The sequence below is a fragment of the Streptomyces altiplanensis genome (assembly GCF_053591575.1).
Genome location: NZ_JBSFUB010000035.1, coordinates 30,750 through 54,331, shown reverse-complemented (window position 1 = coordinate 54,331; position 23,582 = coordinate 30,750). Strand labels below are relative to the sequence as shown.

The following is a 23,582-nucleotide window of genomic DNA, read 5'->3' as shown; positions in this document are numbered from 1 at the left end:
AGAACGACCGGCGAGCTGAGAGCGTGAGGGCTTCCATGAGCGACGTGCGTACGGCGACGGGCGCGGACACCGGCACGGGCATGACCCGGCGGCGGTTCGGTGTGCTGGCCGGTGCCGGTGCCGCCGCACTGGCGGTGCCCGCCAGCGCGCAGGCCGCCCGGGCGACGCGTCGCGCCTACCTCGGTACGTACACCACCCAGCCCGGCGGCGGCACCGGCATCGGGCTCGCCTCCTACCGGCCGCGCAGTGGAGAGCTGGCCTCCACCGGGGTGCTCGCGGGCGTGCAGAACCCTTCCTTCCTCGCGCTCTCGCCCGACCGCCGCACCCTCTACGCCGTCGACGAGCGCGCCCAGGGCGCCGTCACCGCCGTGCGCGTCGGGGCCGGGGCGCCCGAGGTGCTGGGGCGCGCCCGCGCCACCGGCGGCGCCGACCCCTGCCACCTCTCCGTGCATCCCGGCGGGCGGTTCCTGCTGACCGCGAACTACACCGGCGGCAGCGTCTGCGTGCACCCCGTCGGGCGCGGCGGCGTGCTGGGCGAAGCCACCGACGTCGTACAGCACACCGGGTCCGGGCCCGATCCCGAGCGGCAGGAGGGCCCGCACGCGCACATGGTGGTCACCGATCCCGGCGGACGGTACGTCGTCGCCGTCGACCTGGGCACGGACTCCGTCCACACCTACCGGCTCGACCCGCGCACCGGCCGCCTGGAGGAGCGGGGACGCGCCGCGATGAGGCCGGGCGCCGGGCCGAGACACCTCGCCTTCCACCCTTCCGGCCGGCACGCGTACGTCGTCAACGAGCTGGACAGCACGCTGGTCGTGTGCGGCTACGACCGGCGCGCCGGGACCCTGACCCCCGGCGCCCCCCAGCCGACGCTCCCGCCCGGCACCGGGCTCACCGGGCGCAACTACCCGGCAGGGGTGCTGGTCTCGCCCGACGGACGGTTCGTGTACGTCTCCAACCGGGGCCACGACAGCATCGCCGCCTTCGCCGTCGAACGCGGCGGCGCGGCGCTGCGGCCGCTGTCCGCCACGCCGTCCGGAGGTTCGTACCCCCGGCACATCACGCTCGACCCGTCCGGCACGCTGCTGTTCGCCGCCAACCAGAAGTCCGGCACGGTCGCCGTGTTCCGCGTGGACCGGGGCACGGGCCGGCTGTCGCCGGCGGGCGCGGTGCTGACGGCGCCGGTTCCGGTGTGCGTGCTGCCGGTGTAGGGCCGGCCGGTCCCGGCCCGGGGCGGCGGACGTACGACCAAAGGCCGAGCGCGGACCGCCCCGACGACAGGGTTCATGCGCCGGTACGCCCCTTACCCTGAGCGAATGACCGCCCTGGAACCGCGCGACGCCGAGGTCGCGCCCGAAGCCGCCGGGACCCCCGGCGTACCCGCCGCCGACCGGAGCGGTGTTCTCGGCAGCGCCCACCGCGCGCTCAGCATCGGCATCATCGCCGTCGTCCTGCTGATCGCCTTCGAGGCGACCGCCGTCGGCACGGCCATGCCCGTCGCCGCCCGCGAGCTGAACGGCGTCTCCCTCTACGCCTTCGCCTTCTCCTCCTACTTCACCACCAGCCTCTTCGCCATGGTGCTGTCCGGCCAGTGGGCCGACCGCAGCGGCCCCCTCGCCCCCCTCGCCACCGGCATCAGCGCCTTCGCCGCCGGACTGCTGCTCTCCGGCACGGCGGACGCGATGTGGCTGTTCATCCTCGGCCGGGCGGTCCAGGGGCTCGGCGGCGGACTCGTGATCGTCGCCCTGTACGTCGTCGTCAGCCGCGCCTACCCGGCGCGGCTCCAGCCCGCGATCCTGGCCGCGTTCGCCGCGAGCTGGGTCGTGCCCTCCGTGGTGGGTCCGCTCGTGTCCGGGACGGTCACCGAGCACCTCGGCTGGCGCTGGGTCTTCGTCGGCATCCCCGTCCTGGTCGTCTTCCCGCTCGCGCTCGCCCTGCCCGCGATACGCCGCACGGCGGCCGGCCCCGCCGGGGCGGGCGCCCCCGCCCCGGCCTTCGACCGCCGCCGGATCCGCCTCGCGCTCGGCATCTCGCTGGGCGCCGGGCTGCTCCAGTACGCCGGTCAGGCCGCGTCTGTCCAGGGCGCGCGGTGGCTCGCGCTGCTCCCGGCGGCGGTGGGCGGCGCGCTGCTCGTGCCGGCCGTCCTCGGGCTGCTGCCGCGCGGCACCTACCGGGCGGCGCGCGGGCTGCCCTCGGTGGTGCTGCTGCGCGGCGTCGCGGCCGGGTCGTTCATCGCGGCGGAGTCCTTCGTACCGCTGATGCTGGTCACCCAGCGCGGGCTGTCCCCGACGGCGGCCGGGCTCTCGCTCGCGGTCGGCGGCGCGACGTGGGCGCTCGGTTCGTACGTCCAGTCGCGGCCGCGCATGGAGCCGTACCGGGAACGGATGGTGTCCGGGGGCATGGTCCTGGTCGCCGCGGCGATCGCGACCGCGCCCAGCGTGCTGATCACCGCCGTCCCGGTGTGGGTGGTCGCGGTCGCCTGGGGCGTCGGCTGCTTCGGCATGGGCACGGTCATCGCCTCGACCAGCGTGCTCCTGCTCAAGCTCTCGGCCCCCGAGGAGGCGGGCGCCAACTCCGCCGCCCTCCAGATCTCCGACGGCCTCTCCAACGTCATGCTCCTCGCGGTCGGCGGCGCGGTCTTCGCGGCGCTGGGCGGCGGCGCGGTGGGCTCCGCCCACACCGCGGCCTCCACCGCCACCGCCTCCCACCCGGCGGCCTTCGCGGCGGTGTTCCTGCCGATGGCGGGGGTGGCGCTGGCGGGGGCGTGGGTGGCGACCAGGCTGCGGACACGGGACGCGTGAACCGGCGGCCGCCGGGGAAGGGCTTCGCGCGCTCGTGTGAGGTGGGTCCCAACGGCGGGTGGTGCGGCGACGTTCATACGTGAGGCCGGGCGACCCGCCGGTAAGGTGGCCCGGTTGTCGTACGACCCTTCGGCGACCGTCCCGCCACGTACCCGAGCGCCCCGAACCGGAGACCGTGACTACTACCGCCTCCCACCACCTCTCACCCGCCTTCCCCGGCCGCGCCCCCTGGGGCACCGCCAACAAGCTGCGTGCCTGGCAGCAGGGGGCGCTGGAGAAGTACATCCAGGACCAGCCGCGCGACTTCCTCGCGGTCGCCACCCCCGGCGCGGGCAAGACGACCTTCGCGCTGACGCTCGCCTCGTGGCTGCTGCACCACCACGTCGTGCAGCAGATCACGGTGGTCGCGCCGACCGAGCACCTCAAGAAGCAGTGGGCGGAGGCCGCCGCCCGGATAGGCATCAGGCTCGACCCCGACTACAGCGCCGGTCCGCTCAGCAAGGAGTACCACGGGGTCGCCGTCACCTATGCCGGTGTCGGCGTACGCCCCATGCTGCACCGCAACCGCTGCGAGCAGCGCAAGACGCTGGTGATCCTCGACGAGATCCACCACGCCGGTGACTCGAAGTCCTGGGGCGAGGCCTGCCAGGAGGCGTTCGACCCGGCGACCCGGCGTCTGGCCCTGACCGGCACGCCCTTCCGGTCGGACACCAACCCCATCCCCTTCGTCGCGTACGAGGAAGGCAACGACGGCATCCGGCGGTCCTCCGCCGACTACACCTACGGCTACGGCAACGCCCTGGCCGACGGTGTCGTCCGGCCCGTCATCTTCCTCTCCTACAGCGGCAACATGCGCTGGCGCACCAAGGCCGGTGACGAGATCGCCGCCCGGCTCGGCGAGCCGATGACCAGGGACGCCATCGGGCAGGCCTGGCGCACGGCGCTCTCGCCGACGGGGGAGTGGATCCCGAACGTCCTCGCGGCCGCCGACAAGCGGCTGACCGAGGTGCGCAAGGGCATCCCGGACGCCGGCGGGCTCGTCATCGCCACCGACCAGGAAAGCGCCCGCGAGTACGCCAAGATCCTGAAGAGGATCACCGGTGACCGGCCGACCGTCGTCCTGTCCGACGAGAAGGCCGCCTCGAAGAAGATCGACCAGTTCAGCGCGGACGAGTCCCGCTGGATGGTCGCGGTCCGCATGGTGTCGGAAGGCGTCGACGTACCGCGCCTGGCGGTCGGCGTGTACGCGACGACGATCTCCACGCCGCTCTTCTTCGCCCAGGCCGTCGGGCGCTTCGTACGATCGCGCAGGCGCGGCGAGACCGCGTCCGTGTTCGTTCCCACGATCCCGATGCTCCTCGAATTCGCCAACGAGATGGAGGTCGAGCGGGACCACGTCCTCGACAAGCCCAAGAAGGGCGGCGAGGACGAGAACCCGTTCGCCGAGGAGGACAAGCTCCTCGCCGACGCCGAGAAGCCGGAGGACGAGGAGACCGAGGAGCAGCTGCCCTTCGAGGCCCTGGAGTCCGACGCCGTCTTCGACCGGGTGCTGTACGACGGCGCCGAGTTCGGCATGCAGGCCCACCCGGGGAGCGAGGAGGAGCAGGACTACCTCGGTATCCCCGGACTGCTGGAGCCCGACCAGGTGCAGCTCCTCCTCCAGAAGCGGCAGTCCCGGCAGATCGCGCACAGCCGCCAGAAGCCGGCCGCGGAGGCCGACCTGCTGGAGAAGCCGGCCGAGGCGCGTCCCGTGGTGACGCACAAACAGCTGCTGGAGCTGCGCAAGTCGCTCAACACGATGGTCGGCGCGTACGTCCACCAGAGCGGCAAGCCGCACGGCGTCATCCACACCGAGCTGCGCAGGGTCTGCGGCGGTCCGCCGAGCGCCGAGGCCACGGCCGGGCAGCTCCAGGACCGCATCAAGAAGGTCCAGGAGTGGGCCACCCGCATGCGGTGACGCCCGCCGGGAGGTGACGCGCGGGGCCCGGAGACGCTTCTCCGGGCCCTGTCCGTTCCGGGGGCGGGACCCGCCGGCCCGGGAAGAACACGGATTCGGTCGAATGCGGATCAAGTGCCTTCACGCGCCCGGATTCTGGACGAGGCCTTCCGCTGAGCGGAGTCGATCGCTACCTTTCCCGCAACGCATACGCCCCGTGGCAGAGCCGCCGCGGAGCGCAGCCGGTGCCATGGCCTGCCGGCGGCCTCTGCGCGCGACGTCGACGGGACCGGCGGCGCACCCGTCGGAGAGCCGCCGCACTCACCACAGAGGAGTGGGCGTCGTGACCGCGGAGACTTCCCAGACGCTCGACCGGGGACTACGTGTCCTCAAACTGCTTGCCGACACCGACCACGGGCTGACCGTCACCGAGTTGTCCAACAAACTCGGGGTGAACCGCACGGTCGTCTACCGCCTGCTCGCCACCCTCGAGCAGCACGCGCTGATACGCCGCGACCTGGGCGGCCGCGCCCGCGTCGGCCTCGGCGTGCTCCGCCTGGGCCGGCAGGTCCATCCGCTCGTACGGGAAGCCGCGCTGCCCGCGCTGCGCTCCCTCGCCGAGGACATAGGGGCCACGGCGCACCTGACGCTGGTCGACGGCGCCGAGGCCCTCGCGGTCGCGGTCGTCGAGCCGACGTGGACCGACTACCACGTGGCGTACCGCACGGGGTTCCGCCACCCCCTCGACCGGGGGGCGGCCGGCCGGGCCATCCTCGCCGCCCGCCAGGGCGCCCTGGGGGACGGCGGTTTCACCCTCACCCACGGCGAACTGGAGGCCGGCGCCAGTGGCGCGGCGGCGCCCCTGGTCGGCATCACCGGCCTCGAGGGCAGCGTCGGTGTCGTCATGCTCGCCGACTCCGTTCCCGAGCGGGTGGGGCCGCGCGTGGTCGACGCCGCCCGTGAGGTCGCCGACGCGCTGAGGTGAGGGGGCCGCCCGGCGGCCCGGAGGCCGCGAAGCGGTGCGAGGGGTGCACGGGGGAGAGGGGCGCGCGCCCACTAGATTGGGGACGTGCTCTCACGTCTCTCCCGCCCCCGTGTCCTCGCCCTTTGCGGGGCCCCCGCGCTCGCGCTCTTCGCCGTGGCCGCCTTCGCGCCGCTGCCGTACGTCCTCGCGCAGCCCGGCAGCACCGCGAACGTGCTCGGTGCGGACAAGGGCGAACCGGTGATCACCATCACCGGCGCGCCGGTGCGCGAGACCGCCGGAGAGCTGCGGATGACGACGATCGTGGCGACGGGGCCGTCCGTCGACATCGACCTGGGACAGGTCGTCGACGCGTGGTTCAGGACCGACCGGGCCGTCATGCCCAAGGAGGCGGTCTACCCGTCCGGCGACACCGACGCCGAGGTCGAGAAGCACAACGTCGCGGAGATGGAGCAGTCGCAGGAGACCGCCGTCGACGCGGCGCTCGACTACCTCGGCAAGAGCCCCGACCAGGTGAAGGTGGACCTCAACCTCGCCGACATCGGCGGCCCCAGCGCCGGGCTGCTCTTCTCCCTCGGCATCGTCGACAAGCTGGACGGCGACGGCTCGGGCGGCGACCTCACCGGCGGCCGCACCATCGCCGGTACGGGCACGATCACTTCCGACGGCGACGTGGGCCCGGTCGGCGGCGTGCCGCTCAAGACGCAGGCGGCCCGGCGCGACGGGGCGACGGTGTTCCTCGTACCGGAGGAGGAGTGCTCGCAGGCCCGGGCGGAGAAGCCCGAAGGGCTGCGCCTGGTGCCCGTCACGACGCTGAAGGACGCGGTGCGGGCGCTGGTGGCGCTGGAGAAGAAGAGCGGGAAGGTTCCGAGCTGCTAGCGGGCGCCTGTACGGGCGGTACGTCGTCCATCGTCCGCCAGGACGGGAAGACCACCGGGCTCAGCGTCGCCAGGAAGTACGCCCCGCCGAACACCAGCAGCGCCGTCACGAGCCCCGCCTCCTCGACCAGCAGCCCCGCCGCGAGGCCGCCCAGCGGCATGGTCAGCTCGCAGCCGGCCGTGGACACGCCGCCGACGCGGCTGCGCAGTTCCTGGGGGACGCGTTCGTACGTCACCGTCGTCAGGATCGGGTTGAGCATCCCGGCGGCCAGACCGCCGACCGCCATCGTCACGGCCAGCGCCGCCGTCCCGTCCACCAGCGCGGCGACGGCGAAGCGCGGCAGTCCGCAGAGCAGGAACGCGACGGTGAAGACCACCCGGCGCGGGAAGCGCTCGCCGACCGCCCCGTAGAGCAGGGCGCCGAGCAGCGCCGCCCCGCCGAAGACCGCGGCGAGCATGCCCAGGACGGCCGCGCCGCCCGGGTCGCCCTGGGCGTGGACGGGCAGGAGGACCGAACTCCAGCCCTGGTCGAGGCCGTTGGTGAGCATCACCATCAGGACCACGGCCAGCAGGAGCCGCCGGCGCAGGAGGAAGACGTACCCCTCGCGCAGTTCCGTGCGGTACGTCGTGAACGACACCGGCGCCGCCTTCTGCGGCTCGGCCGCCCGTACGCCCCGCACCCCCGCCGCGACCAGCAGCGCCGACACCGCGAACGTCGCCGCGTCGAGCAGCAGCACCGCCTCGGCGCCGAGCACCGCGATCAGTACGCCCGCGAGCGCGGCGCCGATCATGCGGGCCCCGCGCGAGACGCCCTCGAAGAGGCCGGCGGCGCGGGTGAGGGTGGTGCCGGCGTGGGCGGCGAGGTCGGGGAGGAGGACGTAACGGGCGGTCGTGCCGGGCGTATGGGCGAAGCCGCCGGCCGCCATCAGCGCGCACAGCATCCAGAACTCCAGCGCGCCGGCCCAGTGCAGCAGCGGGATCGCGCCGACGGCGAGGCCGCACACCAGGTCGGAGGCGACGGAGACCCGGCGGCGGCCGATCCGGTCGATGAAGGGACCGCCGACGAGCGCGGCGACGACGACCGGCAGCGTCGCGCAGAAGGCGACCACACCGGCCCGGCCGGCGCTGCCCGTGGTGTCGAGCACGAACCACGGGACGCCGATCATCGTGAGCGAAGTGCCCGCTGTGGAGACGGTGTTGGCGGCCAGGACGGCCGCGAAGGGTTTCTTCCGCCCCTGCGCCTTCACGCGATACGGGCAGGCCGGGCCGGGGGCTGCTGGGCGAGGCGCAGCCCCAGCTCGACCATGGTCCAGCCGAGGCGGGCGCGCAGGGGGTGCGACGGCGCGGGGCGGGGGACACGGGCGTACCCGGCGGCCCGGGCGCGCAGTTCGGCGGCGCGCTGGTGGTGGAGCCGCAGGTGTATGTCGGAGTGCATGGCGGGCGGTTTCCTCTCAGTCCGTGGGGCGGCGGGGGAAGGAGTGCGTGTGCAGGCGGACCTGGGAGGAGCCCTCGTCGGACAGCCCGTAGTAGCTGGTGATGAGGGCGTGCATCTTCTCGTTCAGCTCCTTCAGCTGCTCAGGGGTGAGCTGGAGCGTGAAGTCGCTCAGGTCCGAGCTGCCGGCCCACTCCTCGGGCCATTCGCGCGCCGTGCCGAGCCAGGTGCTGACCTCCTGGGTGTGGATGTTGGCGATCTCGTGCATGAAGAGGTCGGCGGCTCCGCGCACGGCGGGATCGGGGCTGTTGTGCAGCTCCCTGCTGAAGGTGGTCCCCTCCTGTGCCGCCTTCCACCACCGCTCGCGGCCCTTGCCGCGCTCCGGCTCGTCCTCGACGAAGCCGTGGGCGGCGAGCTGGCGCAGGTGGTAACTGGTGGCGCCGCTGGACTCGCCGAGGCGCTGGGCCAGTTGGGAGGCGGTGGCGGGTCCGTCGTGGCGCAGGGACTTCAGCAGCTGGATGCGCAGGGGGTGGGCGAGTCCGCGCAGCGACCGGGCGTCCAGTACGCGGGAGTCGGGCTCCCGGTGTTCGGCGTCGGCGGGTGCGGGGGTGCCGGGCTGCTCGGGCTCTTGGGGCATGCCTCCACCCTAGGCTTGCAAAGAAGTCTCTGCAAGCACTTCGTTGCAACGGCTTCTTTGCATCGATTCCTTTGCGGGTCGCCTTCGCGTGCCTGCCTTCGCGTGCCTGCCCTCGCGCGCTTCCGTCCGCCCGGGCCGGCCCCCGTCAGGCGGGCCCGTCCGCCGCGGCCTGCTCCACCAGCGGGATGATCCGCAGGGGCACGGGATTCTCCATGACGATCGCCGTGGAGGCCCGCACGATGCCCTCGAAGCCCACCACCCGGTCGATCACGCGCTGGAGATCGGCGTTCGAGCGGGCGACGAGGCGGCAGAGCATGTCGCCGTGCCCCGTCGTCGTGTGCAGCTCCAGCACCTCCGGTACGGACGCCAGGTGCGCCCGTACGTCGGCGCCCTGGCCCTGTTTGATCTCCAGCGTCGCGAACGCCGTCACCGGATAGCCCAGCGCGGCCGGATCGACGTCCGGGCCGAACCCGCGGATGACTCCGTTGGACTGAAGGCGGTCCATCCGCGCCTGCACGGTCCCGCGTGCCACCCCCAGGCGGCGCGACGCCTCCAGCACCCCGATCCGGGGCTCGCGCGCCAGCAGCACGATGAGCCGGCCGTCGAGTTCGTCGATACCGTCCGTGGACATGGGCCGCCCCGCTTCCCGACACCTCGTGCTGAGCCTGGTCATCCTGTACAGATCGCCCGGCCATTCTGACGAGTTGGTGAACAGATTGCCCAGCATTTCGACGAACTATTGCGCAGCTTGCGATACGGAGAGAGCCTGCCGCCATGACTGAGACCACGCAGCACACCACCCCCAGCACCGCGCGCGAGGCCGATCCCTTCCCGGTCAAGGGAATGGACGCGGTCGTCTTCGCCGTCGGCAACGCCAAGCAGGCCGCGCACTACTACTCGACCGCCTTCGGCATGAAGCTCGTCGCCTACTCCGGACCGGAGAACGGCAGCCGTGAGACCGCGAGCTACGTCCTGACGAACGGCGCCGCGCGCTTCGTCCTCACCTCCGTCATCAAGCCCTCCACCGACCGGGGCCGCTTCCTCGCCGACCACGTCGCCGAGCACGGCGACGGTGTCGTCGACCTCGCCATCGAGGTCCCGGACGCCCGCGCCGCGTACGCCTACGCCGTGGAGCACGGCGCGCGCGGCATCGAGGAGCCGCACGAGGTCAAGGACGAGCACGGCGTCGTCGTCCTGGCCGCGATCGCGACGTACGGCAAGACCCGCCACACCCTCGTCGAGCGCTCCGGCTACGACGGCCCGTACCTGCCGGGCTTCGTCGCCGCCCACCCGATGGTCGAGCCGCCGGCCAAGCGCACCTTCCAGGCCATCGACCACTGCGTCGGCAACGTCGAGCTCGGGAAGATGAACGAGTGGGTGGCCTTCTACAACAAGGTCATGGGCTTCACCAACATGAAGGAGTTCGTGGGCGACGACATCGCCACCGAGTACTCCGCCCTCATGTCGAAGGTCGTCGCGGACGGCACCCTGAAGGTCAAGTTCCCGATCAACGAACCCGCGATCGCGAAGAAGAAGTCGCAGATCGACGAGTACCTGGAGTTCTACGGCGGCGCCGGCGTCCAGCACATCGCGCTCGCCACGAACGACATCGTCGCGAGCGTGCGCTCCATGCGGGCGAACGGCGTCCAGTTCCTGGACACCCCCGACTCGTACTACGACACGCTCGGCGAATGGGCGGGCGAGACGCGCGTACCCGTCGAGACGCTGCGCGAGCTGAAGATCCTGGTGGACCGCGACGAGGACGGCTACCTGCTCCAGATCTTCACCAAGCCGGTCCAGGACCGGCCGACCGTCTTCTTCGAGATGATCGAGCGGCACGGCTCGATGGGCTTCGGCAAGGGCAACTTCAAGGCCCTCTTCGAGGCGATCGAGCGCGAGCAGGAGAAGCGCGGCAACCTCTAGCACGCTGCCGCAGCACGGCATTTGGGGCATCCGCCACGGCCTTCCCGGTCTGGTGGGTGCCCCCTTCTTCGCCCTGATGATCTCCCCGGTACTCTGACCGCTCGCATGCGTCACGGGGGAGCGGAATGGCTGAAAGTGGAAGCATAAATGTCGAGCCGTCGGAGCTGCGGGCCTCCGCAGGCGCCGCCGACGCGATAGGAGACGGCCTGCGCGCGCCGGTCGAGAAGGCGGAGCGCGACGCACGGTCGGCCTCCGTCTCCATGAACAAGTGGTCCCTGGCCGCCGAACTCGACCGGGTGGCGAACGACTGGGGCACGGCCCTGCACGACCTGCGCAAGAGCATCGGCGGCGAGGGCGGCGACAGCGAGGCCGAGCGGCTGAGGCGGACCGCCGACGGCCACCAGTTCAACGAGGACCTGACCGCCCAGTCCTTCGCGGCGGTGATGTGAACCATGGCGTCTCAGTTCGGCGTTCTGATGAAGCAGGACTTCTCCGACCTCGAAGCGGCCGCCGACTCCTGGCGGGCCCTGGCCAAGTCCCTGGAGACGGGCCAGGTCCAGCACCGCCGCCAGGTCACCGGGCCGCTGCACGCCAGCGGCTGGGAGGGCACGGACGCCACGTACGGCTTCATGATGATGGAGGACAACGAGCGCAAGCTCGGCAACGCCCAGTCGCAGGTGAGCTCCATCGCCACGGTCCTCAAGGGCACGTGCGAGAAGATGCAGCTGGCGCAGCAGAATCTGCGCAAGGCGGTCCGCGAGGCCGAGGCCGACCGGTACGCCGTCGACGACGACGGGTGGGTCTCCGACCCCACCGACGACAACATGTCCTCGGCGGAGCGGCACGATCCCGACTACCAGCGGTCCCGGCAGGCGCGCAGCGGCCCGCTCGGTGAGTACCGGGCGCGTATCGACCAGGCGATCGCCGACGCCGAGAGCGCCTCGGACGAGGGCAAGGCACTGCTGCACCAGATCGACACCTTCGACCTGGACAAGGTCTACGGCTCCAAGAGCGCCCAAGACGACGCCAAGCTGGTGGCCGGCTCGTACGGGATCGACGAGAAGGACATCCCGAGCAACAAGGACCCCCGGCAGAACGCCGCCTGGTGGAAGAGCCTCACCCCCGAGCAGCAGCAGATGTACATGGACGCCTACCCGCAGAAGGTCGGGTGGCTCGACGGCATCCCTTCGGCGGACCGCGACGAGGCGAACCGCAAGTCCATCGAGCTCTCGCTCGGCGCGTACCGGGAAAAGGAACAAGCCGGTCAGCTCGGGATTCACGACGACCGCCAGTACTCCGGCCTGCTCAAGCTCCAGGACGAGCTCGACAAGGCGGACGGTGCTACGCGCCCGAGCAGTCAGCTCTACGTCCTCGGCATCGACGCCGAGAAGGGAGACGGCCGGGCCCTGGTGGCCAGGGGCAACCCCGACACGGCGGACAACACGGCCATCCAGGTGCCGGGCACCGGCAATGACCTGACGAACATCGACGACCAGCTCAACCGGGCCGACCGCCTTCAGGGAGCGGCCATGAAGGCCGATCCCGCTGCCAGCACCTCCGTCGTCGCCTGGCTCGGCTACGACGCGCCGGAAGCCGACGGCAGTGTGGTCACCACCGGGCGTGCCGAGGACGGTGCCCAGGATCTGCGCGGCTTCACCCGCGGGCTGCGCGAGTCCCACCAGGGGGAGCCCACCCATATGACGGTGCTCGGGCACAGCTACGGCTCGACGATGGTGGGCGCGGCCGCCTCGGGCGGCGACGGCCTCGGCGCGGACGACGTGGTGGTCGTCGGCAGTCCCGGTATGACGGTCGACCACGCGTCGGACCTCAATATGGACGCCGGCCACGTGTGGGCCGGGTACGCGGAGGACGACCCGGTCACCGACGAAGCAGCCGACCTGACGCTGGGGGAGAACCCGGCGGAGGAGGAGTTCGGCGGCCGGGTCTTCGACGTCGACACCGAAGGCCACAGCGGCTACTGGGACGAAGGCAGCGAAAGCCTCCGCAATCAGGGAAGGATCATCGTGGGGCAGCCGCCCAGCGAGGGTCAGCACCGGGAGAACGACTAGCGTGCCCGGGTACTCGTCCGAGCCGGGAGCCTGCTGAACCATGCGCATACACATGAAGCGCCGCCGTACCGCCCTGTCCGTACTGACGCTCCTGGCGCTGCTCGCTACTGGAGGATGCATGACCGACGGAAAGAACGACCCGCTCCCCGTGAAGAGCCGGCAGAAGGCCGAGTACGAGGTCCGGGCCCTGATCGACCTGCTGGCCGAGGAGATCGGGTCCGAGGTCGATGCCAAGTCGGTCAACAAGGAATTCCGGGACTGCATCGGCAAGAACAACGAAACCGCCAACGACGGGCGGTTCGACCTGGACTACACGGTCCAGACTCCGCTGCCCCGCGCGCAGTACAACACCGCGCTCGGCAAGCTGAAGAAGAGACTGGAGGCTGAGGGCTACAAGGTCAGCGCCTACCGCGAGGGCGACTGGCGTCACATCCTGCTGTACGCGAAGGGCGGTGACGCCAACTTCTTCGTGTCGGTCGGCGCGATGAAGCCCCCGTACGACCGGATGATCCTCAGCGTCACGACCCCCTGCTTCCTCCCGCCGGAAACGAAGCAGGAAGAGGTCTCCGCCCCGCTTCCGCGCCCGCAGCGCGCGTCGGCACCCGTCGCGGCCCCGGCCCCCGCGCCGGAGCGGCCTGTGGCCCAGCGCCCCGCGGGAGTCGGCGACTTCGGCTGACGGGGGTGTGGGGCGCGTGGCCACTCGTGCTGCGTGCGCGGTGCCGCGCGCCCCTGACCCGTGGGGCCCTTGCTCGCTATCGTGAGTCATGGCCATGACTAGCGTGAGTGCGAGCACGAGTGACGAACGCATCGACTTAGCCGTCCCGTCGAAGCGATGGCTCTGGAAGAAGCCCCTCGGGCAGACCACCGTCCTCCAGTCCTTCGCCTTCGACGACTCCCGGCAGCGGCTGTACGTCCTCCAGATGATGCAGGGCGGCATCAGACTCTCCGGCGAGCCGAGGGCCCGCACCGGTACGGAGAGACGGCAGCGCGGCGACATGTGCCTCAACCAGCTCGACTTCAAGGGCGCGCTGCTCGGCCGCATGTACCTGCTGGGGCACGGGCACGGCGTCGGCATGGGCGTCGAGCGGGACGCGGCCGGGGCGACCTGGATCTGGACGGAGACGGACGCGCGGGTCGCGGAGTCCATGGCGTTCGGGCGCGGCATCACGCGGTTCCGGTTCGTGGACCGGCAGGTACGGCGGAGCTCGGCGGAACCGGCCCGCCACCCGGTCGAGGGGTCCACCGCGAACCAGCCGTCCGTGGACATGAGCCGCAAGCGCATCGCCGTCCGCCACCGCATCGGCGGCAAGGTGCGCTACCGCGTCTTCTCACTGGCCCACGCCGTCGCCGGCGACTTCTCGAAGCCTCTGCACGACTTCGCGCAGACCGCCGCGCACCCCGACCCGGACATCGACTTCCAGGGCTTCGCGCTGTACGGCAACTACCTGTACCAGCTGGCCGGCGAACCGTACGGGCCGGCCAACCCGCGTTCCGGGCAAGGCAACACGTACGTCTCCTGCATCGACATCCGCACCGGCGAACCGGTCCAGCGCACCCGCACCGAGGCCGGCTACTCCCTCGACCACCGCGAACCGGAGGGCCTCGCGGTACGGCGCACCGGCAAGCCGCGGCTGTGCATGGGGTTCGCCTCGGGGGAGCCGGGGGCCCGCAGGTACTCCATCTACTACAAGCAGCACGCCTGAGCTGCCGGCGGGGGCCGGGCCCCCGCCGGCAGGCGCCGCGATCCCCCGCGAGGGGCCGGTGCCGCGCCGGGGCGTCTCCCCGGACGCCGAACGTCCGGGTACGCCGGTCTGTTCGGGGCGGTCGCGTTCGGCGCCCCGCGGGGGAGCGCCCCGGCGCGTCCCTCCCGCCACCGTGGCAGGCGAGGCGGCGCTCAACGGCGTACGGAGGACGCCGGCCGGCGGGGGCCGCCTCCCGGGGGCTCGCCCAAGGCGTTCAGCGCCTCGCGCGCCCTCATGGACGGCAGCGGCGAGAACGACGGGTTGATGCGCAGTGCCTCCTCCAGGTGGCGCCTGGCCGCGCCGGACCTGCCCAGCTTCCGCTCGATCATCCCCAGGTGGTAGAAGAACTGCGCGTCGCGGGGACCCTGGTCCGTGGCCCTGAGGGCGTACTTCAGGGCCTCCCCGGAGTTCTTCCTGCCGCCCGCGCGGTACAGGGACCACGCCAGGGCGTCCGCGACGTACGCGTTCGGGTGCCGCTTCCACTCCGCCCGCAGCCGGCGGACCGCTGCCGACGGGGCGCCGTGGTCCGCGTCGAGCCGCCCGAGCAGCAGCTCGTCGCCGCCGCCCCCGCGCTGTTCCGTCAGCGCCACCCGGGCCCGCACCAGCGCGTACTGCTCCTTCGCCTCGTCCTCGCGGCCCAGGGACTCCAGCAGCTCGCCGTACTCCAGGCCGACGGCCGGGAGCGGCGTCTGCCCCAGCGCCGCCAGGTAGTCGCCCTCCGCGTCGGCCGGGCGCGCCAGTGCCGCCATGACCCGGGCGCGGCCCGCCCTGGCCCGCGCGTAGCCGGGGTCCGTGCGCAGGGCCGCCTCGTAGTGGCGCAGGGCCTCGTCCGGCTCGCCGCGCTCCCACGCCAGCTCGCCCAGGCCGTACAGCCCGGTCACCTTCTGGGCCGTGGAGCCCGCGAGCGCCGTCGCGTCGGACAGCGCCGCCGCCGCGTCCTCCCGCCAGCCCCGGTCGCGGTACACCTCCGAGGCGAGCCGCCGCGCCTGCGGGCCCGGGCGCAGCGCCTGGAGCTTCTCCACCGCCTCGGCGGCCGCCTTTTGGTCACCCAGATGCCGGTACGCGCCGATCAGGGCCGGGTACGCCGTCCACCGTTTCGGCGACCGCTCGCGGACCGCCTCGCCCCACTTCTTCGCGGCGCGGTGGTCGCCGCGCGCGTGGGCGAGCGCCGCGAGACCGACCACGGCGTCCGGATTCGCTCGCGGCCGTACGGACAGCGAGTGGCGCAGCGCCATCTCCGCGCGCGGGAAGTCCGCCGGGTCGGCCGTCCAGCGGCCCCGCTCCAGGTACGCGGAGCCGAGCACCGCCCAGGAGCTGTCGTCGCCGGGGTGCTCGCGCAGCCACGACTCGCGGTCCCCGATGAACGCGGTCAGGTCGGACGGCGAGGCCGGCTCCCCGGCGCCCACGGCCTCGACGGCGGCCGCCGCGCGCCCGACGGGACCCGGCACCGGCGGGGCTCCGTCCAGCGCTCCCCAAGCGAAGACCCCCGCGGCACCCGCGACCAGCACCGCCGTGCCCACGAGCAAGGCGACCGGGAGCCGCCGCCGCTTCACCCGCTCTTCCGTCTCCATGGCGATCACTGTGCGTCAGTATGAAGAGCACATCCGGACACGCGGAGTGGAACGCAGACGGGTTCACACCGATGGCCCCCGAGTGCCACGCTGGGACCATGGACGATCTTCTCCAGCAACTGCGCGCGGGCCTGCCGGCCGAGGCTCTGATCACCGACGCGGACATCACGGCTTCGTACGCCCACGACATGGCGGGTTTCTGCGACGCCGGCGCCCCGGCCGTCGTCGCCCTGCCGCGCACCGTCGAGCAGGTCCAGCACATCATGCGCACGGCGACCGCGCTGCGGGTGCCGGTCGTGCCGCAGGGCGCGCGGACCGGGCTGTCCGGCGCCGCCAACGCGAGTGACGGCTGCATCGTGCTGTCCCTGGTGAAGATGGACCGGATCCTGGAGATCAGCGCTGTCGACCGGATCGCCGTCGTCGAGCCGGGCGTGATCAACGCGGTGCTGTCGCGCGCCGTGGCCGAGAAGGGGCTCTACTACCCGCCGGACCCGTCGAGTTGGGAGACGTGCACCATCGGCGGCAACATCGGCACGGCGTCGGGCGGGCTGTGCTGCGTGAAGTACGGCGTGACCGCCGAGTACGTCCTGGGCCTGGACGTCGTCCTCGCCGACGGCCGCCTCCTGACCACCGGGCGGCGCACGGCCAAGGGCGTCGCGGGCTACGACCTGACCCGGCTCTTCGTCGGCTCCGAGGGCACCCTCGGCGTCGTCGTCAAGGCGGTCCTGGCGCTCAGGCCCGCCCCGCCGCAGCAGCTCGTCCTCGCCGCCGAGTTCCCGTCGGCCACCGCCGCCTGCGACGCGGTCTGCGAGATCATGGCGCGGGGCCACGCCCCCTCGCTGCTCGAACTCATGGACCGTACGACCCTGCGCGCCGTCAACAAGATGGCCGGCATGGGCCTCCCCGAGTCCACCGAGGCACTCCTGCTCGCCGCCTTCGACACCCCCGACCCCGCCGCCGACCTCGCCGCCGTCGGCGAGCTGTGCACCGCGGCCGGCGCCACCGAAGTCGTCCCCGCCGAGGACGCCGCCGAGTCCGAACTGCTGCTTCAGGCGCGGAGGTTGTCCCTCACCGCACTGGAGGCGGTCAAGTCCGCGACGATGATCGACGACGTGTGCGTACCGCGCTCGAAGCTCGGCGCGATGCTGGAGGGGACCGCCGTCATCGCCGAGAAGCACGACCTCACCATCGGGGTCTGCGCACACGCGGGCGACGGCAACACGCATCCGGTGGTGTGCTTCGACCAACGGGACGAGGACGAGTCGCGGCGCGCCCGTGAGTCCTTCGACGAAATCATGGCGCTCGGCCTGGAACTCGGCGGCACCATCACCGGCGAGCACGGGGTCGGCGTGCTCAAGAAGGAATGGCTGGCGCGCGAACTCGGACCGGTGGGAGTGGAGTTGCAGCGCTCCGTCAAGGCGGCCTTCGACCCGCTCGGTCTCCTCAATCCGGGCAAGCTCTTCTGAGACCCGAGGCGTACGGCGAAGGACCGATGCCCCGGTCACGGCACTGCGCATAGCGTGAGGGGCAGCAGGTCGAGCAGCAGCCACCTCGACGAGGAGGAACCATGCCCGCGAGCCTTGATCACACCATCGTCCGGAGCCGCGACCGCTTCGCCGCCGCCCGCTTCCTCACGGAGCTGATGGGCGCCTCGGAGCCGGAGCCCTTCGGTCCCTTCGCGAGCGTGCCGCTGGAGAACGGCGTCACGCTCGACTACCTCGACTCCGCGAGCGCGCGGATCGTCTCGCAGCACCTGGCGTTCCTGGTGCCCGACGGCGAGTTCGACGAGATCCTGGCACGGGTCGAGGAGCGCGAACTCCCCTACTGGGCCGACCCGCACCACGAGCTGCCGCAGCAGATCAACCACCACCACCGAGGGCGCGGTTTCTACCTCGACGACCCCGACGGCCACTCCATCGAGTTCCTCACGCACACGTACGTGAAAGCCTCCGGGGAGGCCCTGGAGACGACCGGAAAGTAGTGCTTCCAGCGGGACGGGCCCGGCGCGTCGTGGTGGTCTGATAGATGTGGACCTCGTTAACGAGGCCATCGACTAGATACGGGACACGGTGATGAGCGCCCCCACCCCGGCCAGCGGCGACAGCAGCCCCACTCCTGGCTACTATCCCGACCCGTCCATCCCCGGCTACGTCCGGTTCTGGAACGGGGCCGCCTGGGTGCCCGGGACCAGCCGCCCCGCCCCGTCGGACAGCGAGTCCCCGCCGGCCGCGCCCGCTGCCGCCACGCCCCCGGCCCCCTCCGTCGAGGAGACCGGCCCGGTCTTCTTCGACGAGGAGCCGGAGGGCGCGCACCTGCGCGGCGCCGCCCCGGAACCGGCGTCGGCCTGGCAGGCGGACACGTCCCGCCAGACCGGCTTCGGCGGCGACCGCGACCGCCGGGTCTCCTGGGGCTCCACCCCGTCCCCCGCCGGCTCGCCCGCCGCCCCCGACGCCGGCCCGTCCGCTCCCGGCGGTGCGTCCGCTCCCGGCGGCGCGGGCGGCTCCGGTGGTGCCTCCGCGCCCGGTGACGCGGCCGCTTCCGGGCGCTCGGGTGATCCGCGCCGCGGAGGCGGCGGGGTCGACCTCCGTCGTACGGGCGGCTCCACGCCGGAGCGCCCCGCCGACGCGGGCGACCCGGCCCGGTCCGGCGGCGGGGAGGCCGGGAGACCGGCCCCCGGCGCCGACCCCAGCGGGGGCGCGCTCCCCGGCGTCCGTACGCCGCCTCCCGCCGACGGCACCGTCACCATCCGCGCCGTGCGCCGGGACGGGACGGAGTCCCCCCGGACGGCCCGGACCGACGGCACGATGGCCATCAGGACCATGACTCCGGGCGCGGGACAGCGCCAGGTTCCGGGCCAGACACGGCCTCAGACTCCGGGCCGGGCGCAGGCCGCCGGGCGAGCCGATGCCCAGGGGCAGGTCCAGCCGCAGCCGCAGCCGGGCCGGCCCCAGGCCCCCGGTCAGGCGCAGGTTCCGGGGCAGGCCGGTGTGCCTGGCCGGGCTCCCGGGCCGGGGCAGCCCGGCCAGGCGCAGGGGCCGCAGGCCGGTGCGGGGGCTCCCGTCGGGACTCCCGTTGCTTCCGGGGCCGGCGGCGGGGCCGCCTCGTGGGCGCAGCAGGTGCACCAGCTCGCGCAGCCGGACCAGGACGAGGCGGGCGCACCGCCCGTCGTGCCCTGGAAGCCGCCGGTCAGCGACCCGTTCCTGCAGGCCGCCCAGGCCCAGGCCGCGGCCAGGCCCGCCGGCCTCGCCAAGCGGCTGGCGGCGCGGCTGATCGACACGGTCGTCCTCGGTGCCGCGGTCGGCGCCGTCGCCGTACCCCTCGTGTCCGCCGCGCTCGCGCACATCGACGAGAAGATCGAGGCGGCGAAGCTCTCCGGCGAGACCGTGACCGTATGGCTGCTCGACGCCACGACCGCCGGTTACCTCGGCATCGTGCTCGGCGCGTTCCTCCTCCTCGGAGTGGTGTACGAGACGCTGCCGACCACCAAGTGGGGCCGTACGCTCGGCAAGAAGCTGTGCCGGATCCACGTGCGGGACATCGAGGCGCACGAGCCTCCGACGTTCGGCGCCGCGCTGCGACGCTGGCTCGTGTACGGCGTGCTCGGCGTCCTCGCGGTCGGGGTCGTCAACGTGGCGTGGTGCCTCTTCGACCGCCCGTGGCGGCAGTGCTGGCACGACAAGGCGGCGCGTACGTTCGTGGCGGGGGACTAGGGGCAGCCGGGTCCCCCGAACGGCACCCGACCGGATGCGGGCGGCGGGCGGGCGCGGTCGACTGCGGTCATGAGCAACGATCAGCCGCCGCCCGGTCAGCCGCCCGAGGACGACCCGTTCCGCAAGAAGCCGCCCCAGGACCCGCCGCCGTCGACGCCGCCGCCCCCGCCCGGCGGAGGGTCTCCCTACGGTGCCCCGCCCCCGCCGTACGGCACCCCGCCCCCGCCCTACAGCGGCGGCGCCGCCGACCCGCTCGCCGGGATGCCGCCGCTCGCCCCCCTCGGCAAGCGCGTGGCGGCCCGCATCATCGACGCACTCGTCGTCGGCGTTCCGCTGGCCCTCGTCGGCTGGCTGCTCGGCATGTTCGACAACTACAACGGCGACGACTGGGACGAGGTCTCCACCCAGGTGTCCGGCGGCAAGTCGCTCGTCTGGCAGCTCGTCTCGATGGTCGTGTACATCGGCTACGACACCTACATGACGGCCAAGGACGGCCGGACCGTCGGCAAGCGGCTGATGAACCTGCGCGTCGCGATGCTCAACAGCGGCACGACCCCGCCGACCAACGCGTCACTGCTGCGTGCCGTGGTCCTGTGGGTGCCGGCCCTGATCTGCTGCTTCTGCCTGTGGTGGCTGATCAACCTGGTGATGATCATGGTCGACAAGCCCTACAAGCAGGGGCTCCACGACAAGGCGGCCAAGACCGTGGTGGTCTCAACCGCGTAGCGAGTGCCCGCCGACCGCCGAGTGCGCCCGGGCCGCGTGGTCCACGCTGCCGGGGGCCGCTTCCGTCGAGGCCGAGGCCGAGTCCGAGGTCGCGTCGCTCGTACGGGGTGCCGTGCGCACCGTCTTCAAGACCGGCGCGGTCAGTGCGACCAGCACGCCCAGCGCGAGCGCCGCGAGGGCGATGACCGCGGCGCCGATGCCCGACGCCGTGCGGGACAGCAGCAGCATGGCGAGGGTCGAGAAGACGACGGTGGCTGAGCCGTAGGCGAACTGTGCGGCAGTCGGACGCGGCATGGCGGTATCCGTCCTCGGAGCAGCGGCAGGGGTTTCTCGACCGGGTCGCACTTCAGGAGACTCTACGAGGGTGAGTGCCCGCACGGAACCGGCGGTAAGCGTGACCTAACCCACGGTGCCGGTGCATCGGGGGCGCACGGAGTCATTCCGCATTCCATCAGGTGGGATCGGCGCGCCCTCGAAGAAGGTTCATGACCGATCGGAAGTGTCCGGTATCCGGAGCCGAGCGTCTGCATAGTGCACTTGAGCTGTTCAAGTCAAGATCTGTCTTTTCTTCAGCAACTCCGGTCGAATGTCGTCACTTGTGACGCGTGCCGCGCTCGGAACCCCTCACCCTCTTCCGTGCTGACGCGGCCGCAGGGGAGGACAGCATCAAGTGACCACCAGCAGAAGGCGGATCAGAGCCGCCGCCATTGTCGTGGCCATGGCCACGACCGCCGCGACGGCATCCGCGTTCGCCACCGCTCAGGCCGACGACAAGTCGCCGACCGCGGCCGGCATCGAGCGCCGCGACCCGGCGCCCGCCAAGGGGCACGTCGAGCACGACCTCGAAGGTCCGTTCAGCGAGCAGCAGGCGCAGGAGCGCGAAGCGGCGCTCGAACAGGTCCTGTCGGGCGACGCCACGGTGCACAAGCGTGGCGGCTCCAAGGTCGTGAAGCTCGGCAAGGGGAAGTACGTCGAGCTGGGCCGGGAGAAGACCGACAAGATCTTCACGATCCTGGTGGAGTTCGGCGACAAGGTCGACGACACCACCCTGTTCGACCCGGACGGCAGCGGCCCCAAGCCGCCCGTGAAGAAGTACGGCGGCGAAGCCGGCCCGGCGCACAACGAGATAGCCGAGCCGGACCGCGGCCAGGACAACTCCACGGCCTGGCAGAAGGACTACGACCGGAAGCACTTCCAGGACCTGTACTTCGGCGAGGGCAAGGGCAAGGACTCCCTCAAGACGTACTACGAGAAGACCTCCTCCGGCCGCTACTCGGTCGAGGGCGAGGTCTCCGACTGGGTCAAGGTCGACTACAACGAGGCCCGTTACGGCTCCAACTACTGCGGCGACAGCAACTGCGCCAACGTCTGGGACACCGTCCGCGACGGCGTGACCGCCTGGGCCGCCGACCAGAAGGCCAAGGGGAAGACGGACGCCGAGATCAAGGCGCAGCTCGCCGGTTACGACCAGTGGGACCGCTACGACTTCGACTCCGACGGCGACTTCAACGAGTCCGACGGCTACATCGACCACTTCCAGATCGTCCACGCGGGCGAGGACGAGTCGGCGGGCGGCGGCGCCCAGGGCGAGAACGCCCTGTGGGCACACCGCTGGTACGCGTACGGCACGGACGCCGGAAAGACCGGCCCGGCCGGCAACCCGTCCGGCGGCACCCAGATCGGCAGGACCGGCATCTGGGTCGGCGACTACACCATGCAGCCGGAGAACGGCGGCCTCGGCGTCTTCGCCCACGAGTACGGCCACGACCTGGGCCTGCCCGACCTGTACGACACCACGGGCAGGGGCGAGAACGGCGTCGGCTTCTGGTCGCTGATGTCGGCCGGCTCCTGGCTCGGCAAGGGCAAGAACGAGATCGGCGATCTGCCCGGCGACATGACCGCCTGGGACAAGCTCCAGCTGGGCTGGCTCGACTACGACAAGGCCAAGGCCGCGACGAAGTCGACCCACAAGCTGGGCGTCTCGGCGTACAACACCAAGAACCCGCAGGCGCTCGTCGTCGAGCTGCCCAAGAAGTCCGTCACCACCCCTGTCGTGCAGCCCGCCGAGGGCTCCAAGCAGTGGTGGAGCGGCATGGGCGACGACCTCAAGAACACCCTGACCCGCTCCGTCGACCTCACCGGCAAGGCCAGGGCCGAGCTGTCGCTCCAGGGCTGGTGGGACATCGAGGCCGAGTACGACTGGCTGTACGCCGAGGTCTCCACCGACGCGGGCAGGACGTGGACCGCCGTCGACGGCACGGCCGACGGCAAGGCGCTCGCGCGCGACGCCGCCGGCAGCCCGGGTCTGACCGGTGAGGGCGGCGCGCACCAGAAGCTCGTCTTCCCGCTGGACGCCTACGCGGGCAAGAAGGTCGACCTGCGCTTCCGCTACCAGACGGACGGCGGCGCGGGCGGCAAGGGCTTCGCGGCCGACGCGATCACGGTGAGCGCCGACGGCGCCGCCCTCTTCACGGACAACGCCGAGGGCGACGACAACGGCTGGACCGCCAAGGGCTTCTCGCGCGTCGGCGCGTCCTTCACCGAGGACTACGCCCAGTACTACCTGGCCGAGAACCGTCAGTACGTGTCGTACGACAGGACGCTCGCGGTCGGCCCGTACAACTTCGGCTTCGCCGGGACCCGTCCCAGCTGGGTCGAGCACTACCCGTACCAGAACGGCCTGCTGATCTGGCAGTGGGACACCTCGCAGAAGGACAACAACACCAGCGCCCACCCGGGCAAGGGCCTGATCCTTCCGGTCGACGCGCACGCCGAGCCGCTGAAGTGGGCGGACGGCAAGCTCCTGCGGAACAAGATCCAGTCCTTCGACTCCACCTTCAGCCGCTACCGCACGGACGGCTTCACGCTGCACAACGCGGACGTGCCGCTGAAGCTGGCCTCGCGCAAGGGCGTCTCGTCCTTCGACGACCGCAAGGGGACGTACTGGTCCGAGGAGAACCCGACCGGTGGGGTGAAGGTCACTGACACCAACACCAGGATCTCGATCGCCGGCGAGCCCAAGAACGGCTCGACGATCACCGTGAAGGTCGGTCCTTCGACCAAGTAATTCGTATAACCGCAGGTCAGTGCATGATCGGCCGTCGCCCTCTAGCGGGCGGCGGCCGTTCACGTTTAGATGCCTCTTGCCCGGCTCTTATTGACACGACGTCTT

General features: G+C 72.1%; 21 protein-coding genes. 15 read left to right on the top strand and 6 right to left on the bottom strand.

Annotation, left to right across the window (positions count from 1 at the left end; all coding sequences use genetic code 11):
- Positions 1-35: 35 nt before the first annotated feature.
- The 5 genes from ACWD0Y_RS17665 to ACWD0Y_RS17645 all read left to right on the top strand — a co-directional run bounded on the left by ACWD0Y_RS17665 (position 36) and on the right by ACWD0Y_RS17645 (position 6,601).
- Positions 36-1,214, top strand: a complete 1,179-nt coding sequence (locus ACWD0Y_RS17665; RefSeq protein WP_450261254.1) for a lactonase family protein — start codon at positions 36-38, stop codon at positions 1,212-1,214.
- A gap of 105 nt (positions 1,215-1,319) precedes the next feature.
- A complete protein-coding gene (locus ACWD0Y_RS17660; RefSeq protein WP_450261253.1) occupies positions 1,320-2,804 on the top strand; it encodes an MFS transporter in 1,485 nt (494 codons plus the stop codon).
- A 175-nt stretch (positions 2,805-2,979) separates the two neighbouring features.
- Positions 2,980-4,761 (top strand): DEAD/DEAH box helicase, encoded by a 1,782-nt coding sequence (locus ACWD0Y_RS17655; protein WP_450261252.1) that lies wholly within the window; start codon positions 2,980-2,982, stop codon positions 4,759-4,761.
- A gap of 322 nt (positions 4,762-5,083) precedes the next feature.
- Positions 5,084-5,725: an IclR family transcriptional regulator gene (locus ACWD0Y_RS17650; protein WP_093800639.1), complete on the top strand. Its 642-nt coding sequence runs from the start codon at positions 5,084-5,086 to the stop codon at positions 5,723-5,725.
- Between the two features lie 84 nt (positions 5,726-5,809).
- Entirely contained in the window at positions 5,810-6,601 is a 792-nt protein-coding gene (locus tag ACWD0Y_RS17645) for a S16 family serine protease (RefSeq protein ID WP_450261251.1), read from the top strand.
- On the opposite strand, the gene ACWD0Y_RS17640 is transcribed toward ACWD0Y_RS17645, so the two are convergent.
- From ACWD0Y_RS17640 to ACWD0Y_RS17625, 4 genes are all read right to left on the bottom strand, one after another.
- Positions 6,528-7,847 carry an MFS transporter gene (locus ACWD0Y_RS17640; protein WP_450261250.1) on the bottom strand — a complete coding sequence of 440 codons (1,320 nt, stop codon included), beginning with the start codon at positions 7,845-7,847 and terminating at the stop codon, positions 6,528-6,530. The genes ACWD0Y_RS17645 and ACWD0Y_RS17640 overlap by 74 nt on opposite strands.
- Positions 7,844-8,035 (bottom strand): hypothetical protein, encoded by a 192-nt coding sequence (locus tag ACWD0Y_RS17635; RefSeq protein WP_450261249.1) that lies wholly within the window; start codon positions 8,033-8,035, stop codon positions 7,844-7,846. The genes ACWD0Y_RS17640 and ACWD0Y_RS17635 overlap by 4 nt, the downstream gene beginning before the upstream one ends.
- Before the next feature lie 16 nt (positions 8,036-8,051).
- Entirely contained in the window at positions 8,052-8,669 is a 618-nt protein-coding gene (locus ACWD0Y_RS17630) for a helix-turn-helix domain-containing protein (RefSeq protein WP_450261248.1), read from the bottom strand.
- Positions 8,670-8,814: 145 nt separating this feature from the next.
- On the bottom strand, positions 8,815-9,300 hold the full coding sequence (locus ACWD0Y_RS17625) for an Lrp/AsnC family transcriptional regulator (protein WP_450261247.1): 486 nt from the start codon (positions 9,298-9,300) through the stop codon (positions 8,815-8,817).
- Between the two features lie 143 nt (positions 9,301-9,443).
- Between ACWD0Y_RS17625 and hppD the strand changes: the two genes are divergently transcribed.
- The 5 genes from hppD to ACWD0Y_RS17600 all read left to right on the top strand — a co-directional run bounded on the left by hppD (position 9,444) and on the right by ACWD0Y_RS17600 (position 14,364).
- Entirely contained in the window at positions 9,444-10,592 is a 1,149-nt protein-coding gene (gene hppD / locus ACWD0Y_RS17620) for a 4-hydroxyphenylpyruvate dioxygenase (protein WP_093800645.1), read from the top strand.
- 125 nt (positions 10,593-10,717) lie between these two features.
- Entirely contained in the window at positions 10,718-11,041 is a 324-nt protein-coding gene (locus tag ACWD0Y_RS17615; protein WP_450261246.1) for a hypothetical protein, read from the top strand.
- 3 nt (positions 11,042-11,044) lie between these two features.
- On the top strand, positions 11,045-12,661 hold the full coding sequence (locus tag ACWD0Y_RS17610) for an alpha/beta hydrolase (protein ID WP_450261245.1): 1,617 nt from the start codon (positions 11,045-11,047) through the stop codon (positions 12,659-12,661).
- A 40-nt stretch (positions 12,662-12,701) separates the two neighbouring features.
- Positions 12,702-13,337: a hypothetical protein gene (locus ACWD0Y_RS17605; RefSeq protein WP_450261244.1), complete on the top strand. Its 636-nt coding sequence runs from the start codon at positions 12,702-12,704 to the stop codon at positions 13,335-13,337.
- 88 nt (positions 13,338-13,425) lie between these two features.
- A complete protein-coding gene (locus tag ACWD0Y_RS17600; RefSeq protein ID WP_450261243.1) occupies positions 13,426-14,364 on the top strand; it encodes a phage baseplate protein in 939 nt (312 codons plus the stop codon).
- Between the two features lie 191 nt (positions 14,365-14,555).
- Here the strand turns inward: ACWD0Y_RS17600 and ACWD0Y_RS17595 are convergent, their stop codons facing one another.
- Positions 14,556-15,974, bottom strand: a complete 1,419-nt coding sequence (locus tag ACWD0Y_RS17595) for a tetratricopeptide repeat protein (RefSeq protein WP_450261242.1) — start codon at positions 15,972-15,974, stop codon at positions 14,556-14,558.
- A gap of 98 nt (positions 15,975-16,072) precedes the next feature.
- Between ACWD0Y_RS17595 and ACWD0Y_RS17590 the strand changes: the two genes are divergently transcribed.
- From ACWD0Y_RS17590 to ACWD0Y_RS17575, 4 genes are all read left to right on the top strand, one after another.
- Positions 16,073-17,440, top strand: a complete 1,368-nt coding sequence (locus tag ACWD0Y_RS17590; protein WP_450261241.1) for an FAD-binding oxidoreductase — start codon at positions 16,073-16,075, stop codon at positions 17,438-17,440.
- 101 nt (positions 17,441-17,541) lie between these two features.
- On the top strand, positions 17,542-17,955 hold the full coding sequence (locus tag ACWD0Y_RS17585) for a VOC family protein (RefSeq protein ID WP_450261240.1): 414 nt from the start codon (positions 17,542-17,544) through the stop codon (positions 17,953-17,955).
- A gap of 91 nt (positions 17,956-18,046) precedes the next feature.
- The gene (locus ACWD0Y_RS17580) at positions 18,047-19,684 is read left to right on the top strand and encodes an RDD family protein (protein WP_450261239.1); all 1,638 of its coding nucleotides are present in this window, start codon (positions 18,047-18,049) and stop codon (positions 19,682-19,684) included.
- A gap of 69 nt (positions 19,685-19,753) precedes the next feature.
- Positions 19,754-20,410: an RDD family protein gene (locus ACWD0Y_RS17575; protein WP_450261238.1), complete on the top strand. Its 657-nt coding sequence runs from the start codon at positions 19,754-19,756 to the stop codon at positions 20,408-20,410.
- Here ACWD0Y_RS17575 and ACWD0Y_RS17570 read toward each other — a convergent pair.
- A complete protein-coding gene (locus ACWD0Y_RS17570) occupies positions 20,399-20,704 on the bottom strand; it encodes a hypothetical protein (protein ID WP_450261237.1) in 306 nt (101 codons plus the stop codon). The two genes, ACWD0Y_RS17575 and ACWD0Y_RS17570, sit on opposite strands and share 12 nt — an antisense overlap.
- Positions 20,705-21,080: 376 nt before the next feature.
- Here ACWD0Y_RS17570 and ACWD0Y_RS17565 point away from each other — a divergent pair, with 376 nt between their 5' ends.
- On the top strand, positions 21,081-23,477 hold the full coding sequence (locus ACWD0Y_RS17565) for an immune inhibitor A domain-containing protein (protein ID WP_450261236.1): 2,397 nt from the start codon (positions 21,081-21,083) through the stop codon (positions 23,475-23,477).
- Positions 23,478-23,582 lie beyond the last annotated feature (105 nt).

Bases quoted from the DNA above. Each gene is read 5' to 3' on its own strand.
- ACWD0Y_RS17665 (WP_450261254.1), top strand. From the start codon at position 36: ATGAGCGACGTGCGTACGGCGACGGGCGCGGACACCGGCACGGGCATG.
- ACWD0Y_RS17660 (WP_450261253.1), top strand. From the start codon at position 1,320: ATGACCGCCCTGGAACCGCGCGACGCCGAGGTCGCGCCCGAAGCCGCC.
- ACWD0Y_RS17635 (WP_450261249.1), bottom strand. From the start codon at position 8,035: ATGCACTCCGACATACACCTGCGGCTCCACCACCAGCGCGCCGCCGAA.
- ACWD0Y_RS17630 (WP_450261248.1), bottom strand. From the start codon at position 8,669: ATGCCCCAAGAGCCCGAGCAGCCCGGCACCCCCGCACCCGCCGACGCC.
- ACWD0Y_RS17625 (WP_450261247.1), bottom strand. From the start codon at position 9,300: ATGTCCACGGACGGTATCGACGAACTCGACGGCCGGCTCATCGTGCTG.
- hppD (WP_093800645.1), top strand. From the start codon at position 9,444: ATGACTGAGACCACGCAGCACACCACCCCCAGCACCGCGCGCGAGGCC.
- ACWD0Y_RS17615 (WP_450261246.1), top strand. From the start codon at position 10,718: ATGGCTGAAAGTGGAAGCATAAATGTCGAGCCGTCGGAGCTGCGGGCC.
- ACWD0Y_RS17610 (WP_450261245.1), top strand. From the start codon at position 11,045: ATGGCGTCTCAGTTCGGCGTTCTGATGAAGCAGGACTTCTCCGACCTC.
- ACWD0Y_RS17605 (WP_450261244.1), top strand. From the start codon at position 12,702: ATGCGCATACACATGAAGCGCCGCCGTACCGCCCTGTCCGTACTGACG.
- ACWD0Y_RS17600 (WP_450261243.1), top strand. From the start codon at position 13,426: ATGGCCATGACTAGCGTGAGTGCGAGCACGAGTGACGAACGCATCGAC.
- ACWD0Y_RS17595 (WP_450261242.1), bottom strand. From the start codon at position 15,974: ATGGAGACGGAAGAGCGGGTGAAGCGGCGGCGGCTCCCGGTCGCCTTG.
- ACWD0Y_RS17590 (WP_450261241.1), top strand. From the start codon at position 16,073: ATGGACGATCTTCTCCAGCAACTGCGCGCGGGCCTGCCGGCCGAGGCT.
- ACWD0Y_RS17585 (WP_450261240.1), top strand. From the start codon at position 17,542: ATGCCCGCGAGCCTTGATCACACCATCGTCCGGAGCCGCGACCGCTTC.
- ACWD0Y_RS17580 (WP_450261239.1), top strand. From the start codon at position 18,047: ATGAGCGCCCCCACCCCGGCCAGCGGCGACAGCAGCCCCACTCCTGGC.
- ACWD0Y_RS17575 (WP_450261238.1), top strand. From the start codon at position 19,754: ATGAGCAACGATCAGCCGCCGCCCGGTCAGCCGCCCGAGGACGACCCG.
- ACWD0Y_RS17570 (WP_450261237.1), bottom strand. From the start codon at position 20,704: ATGCCGCGTCCGACTGCCGCACAGTTCGCCTACGGCTCAGCCACCGTC.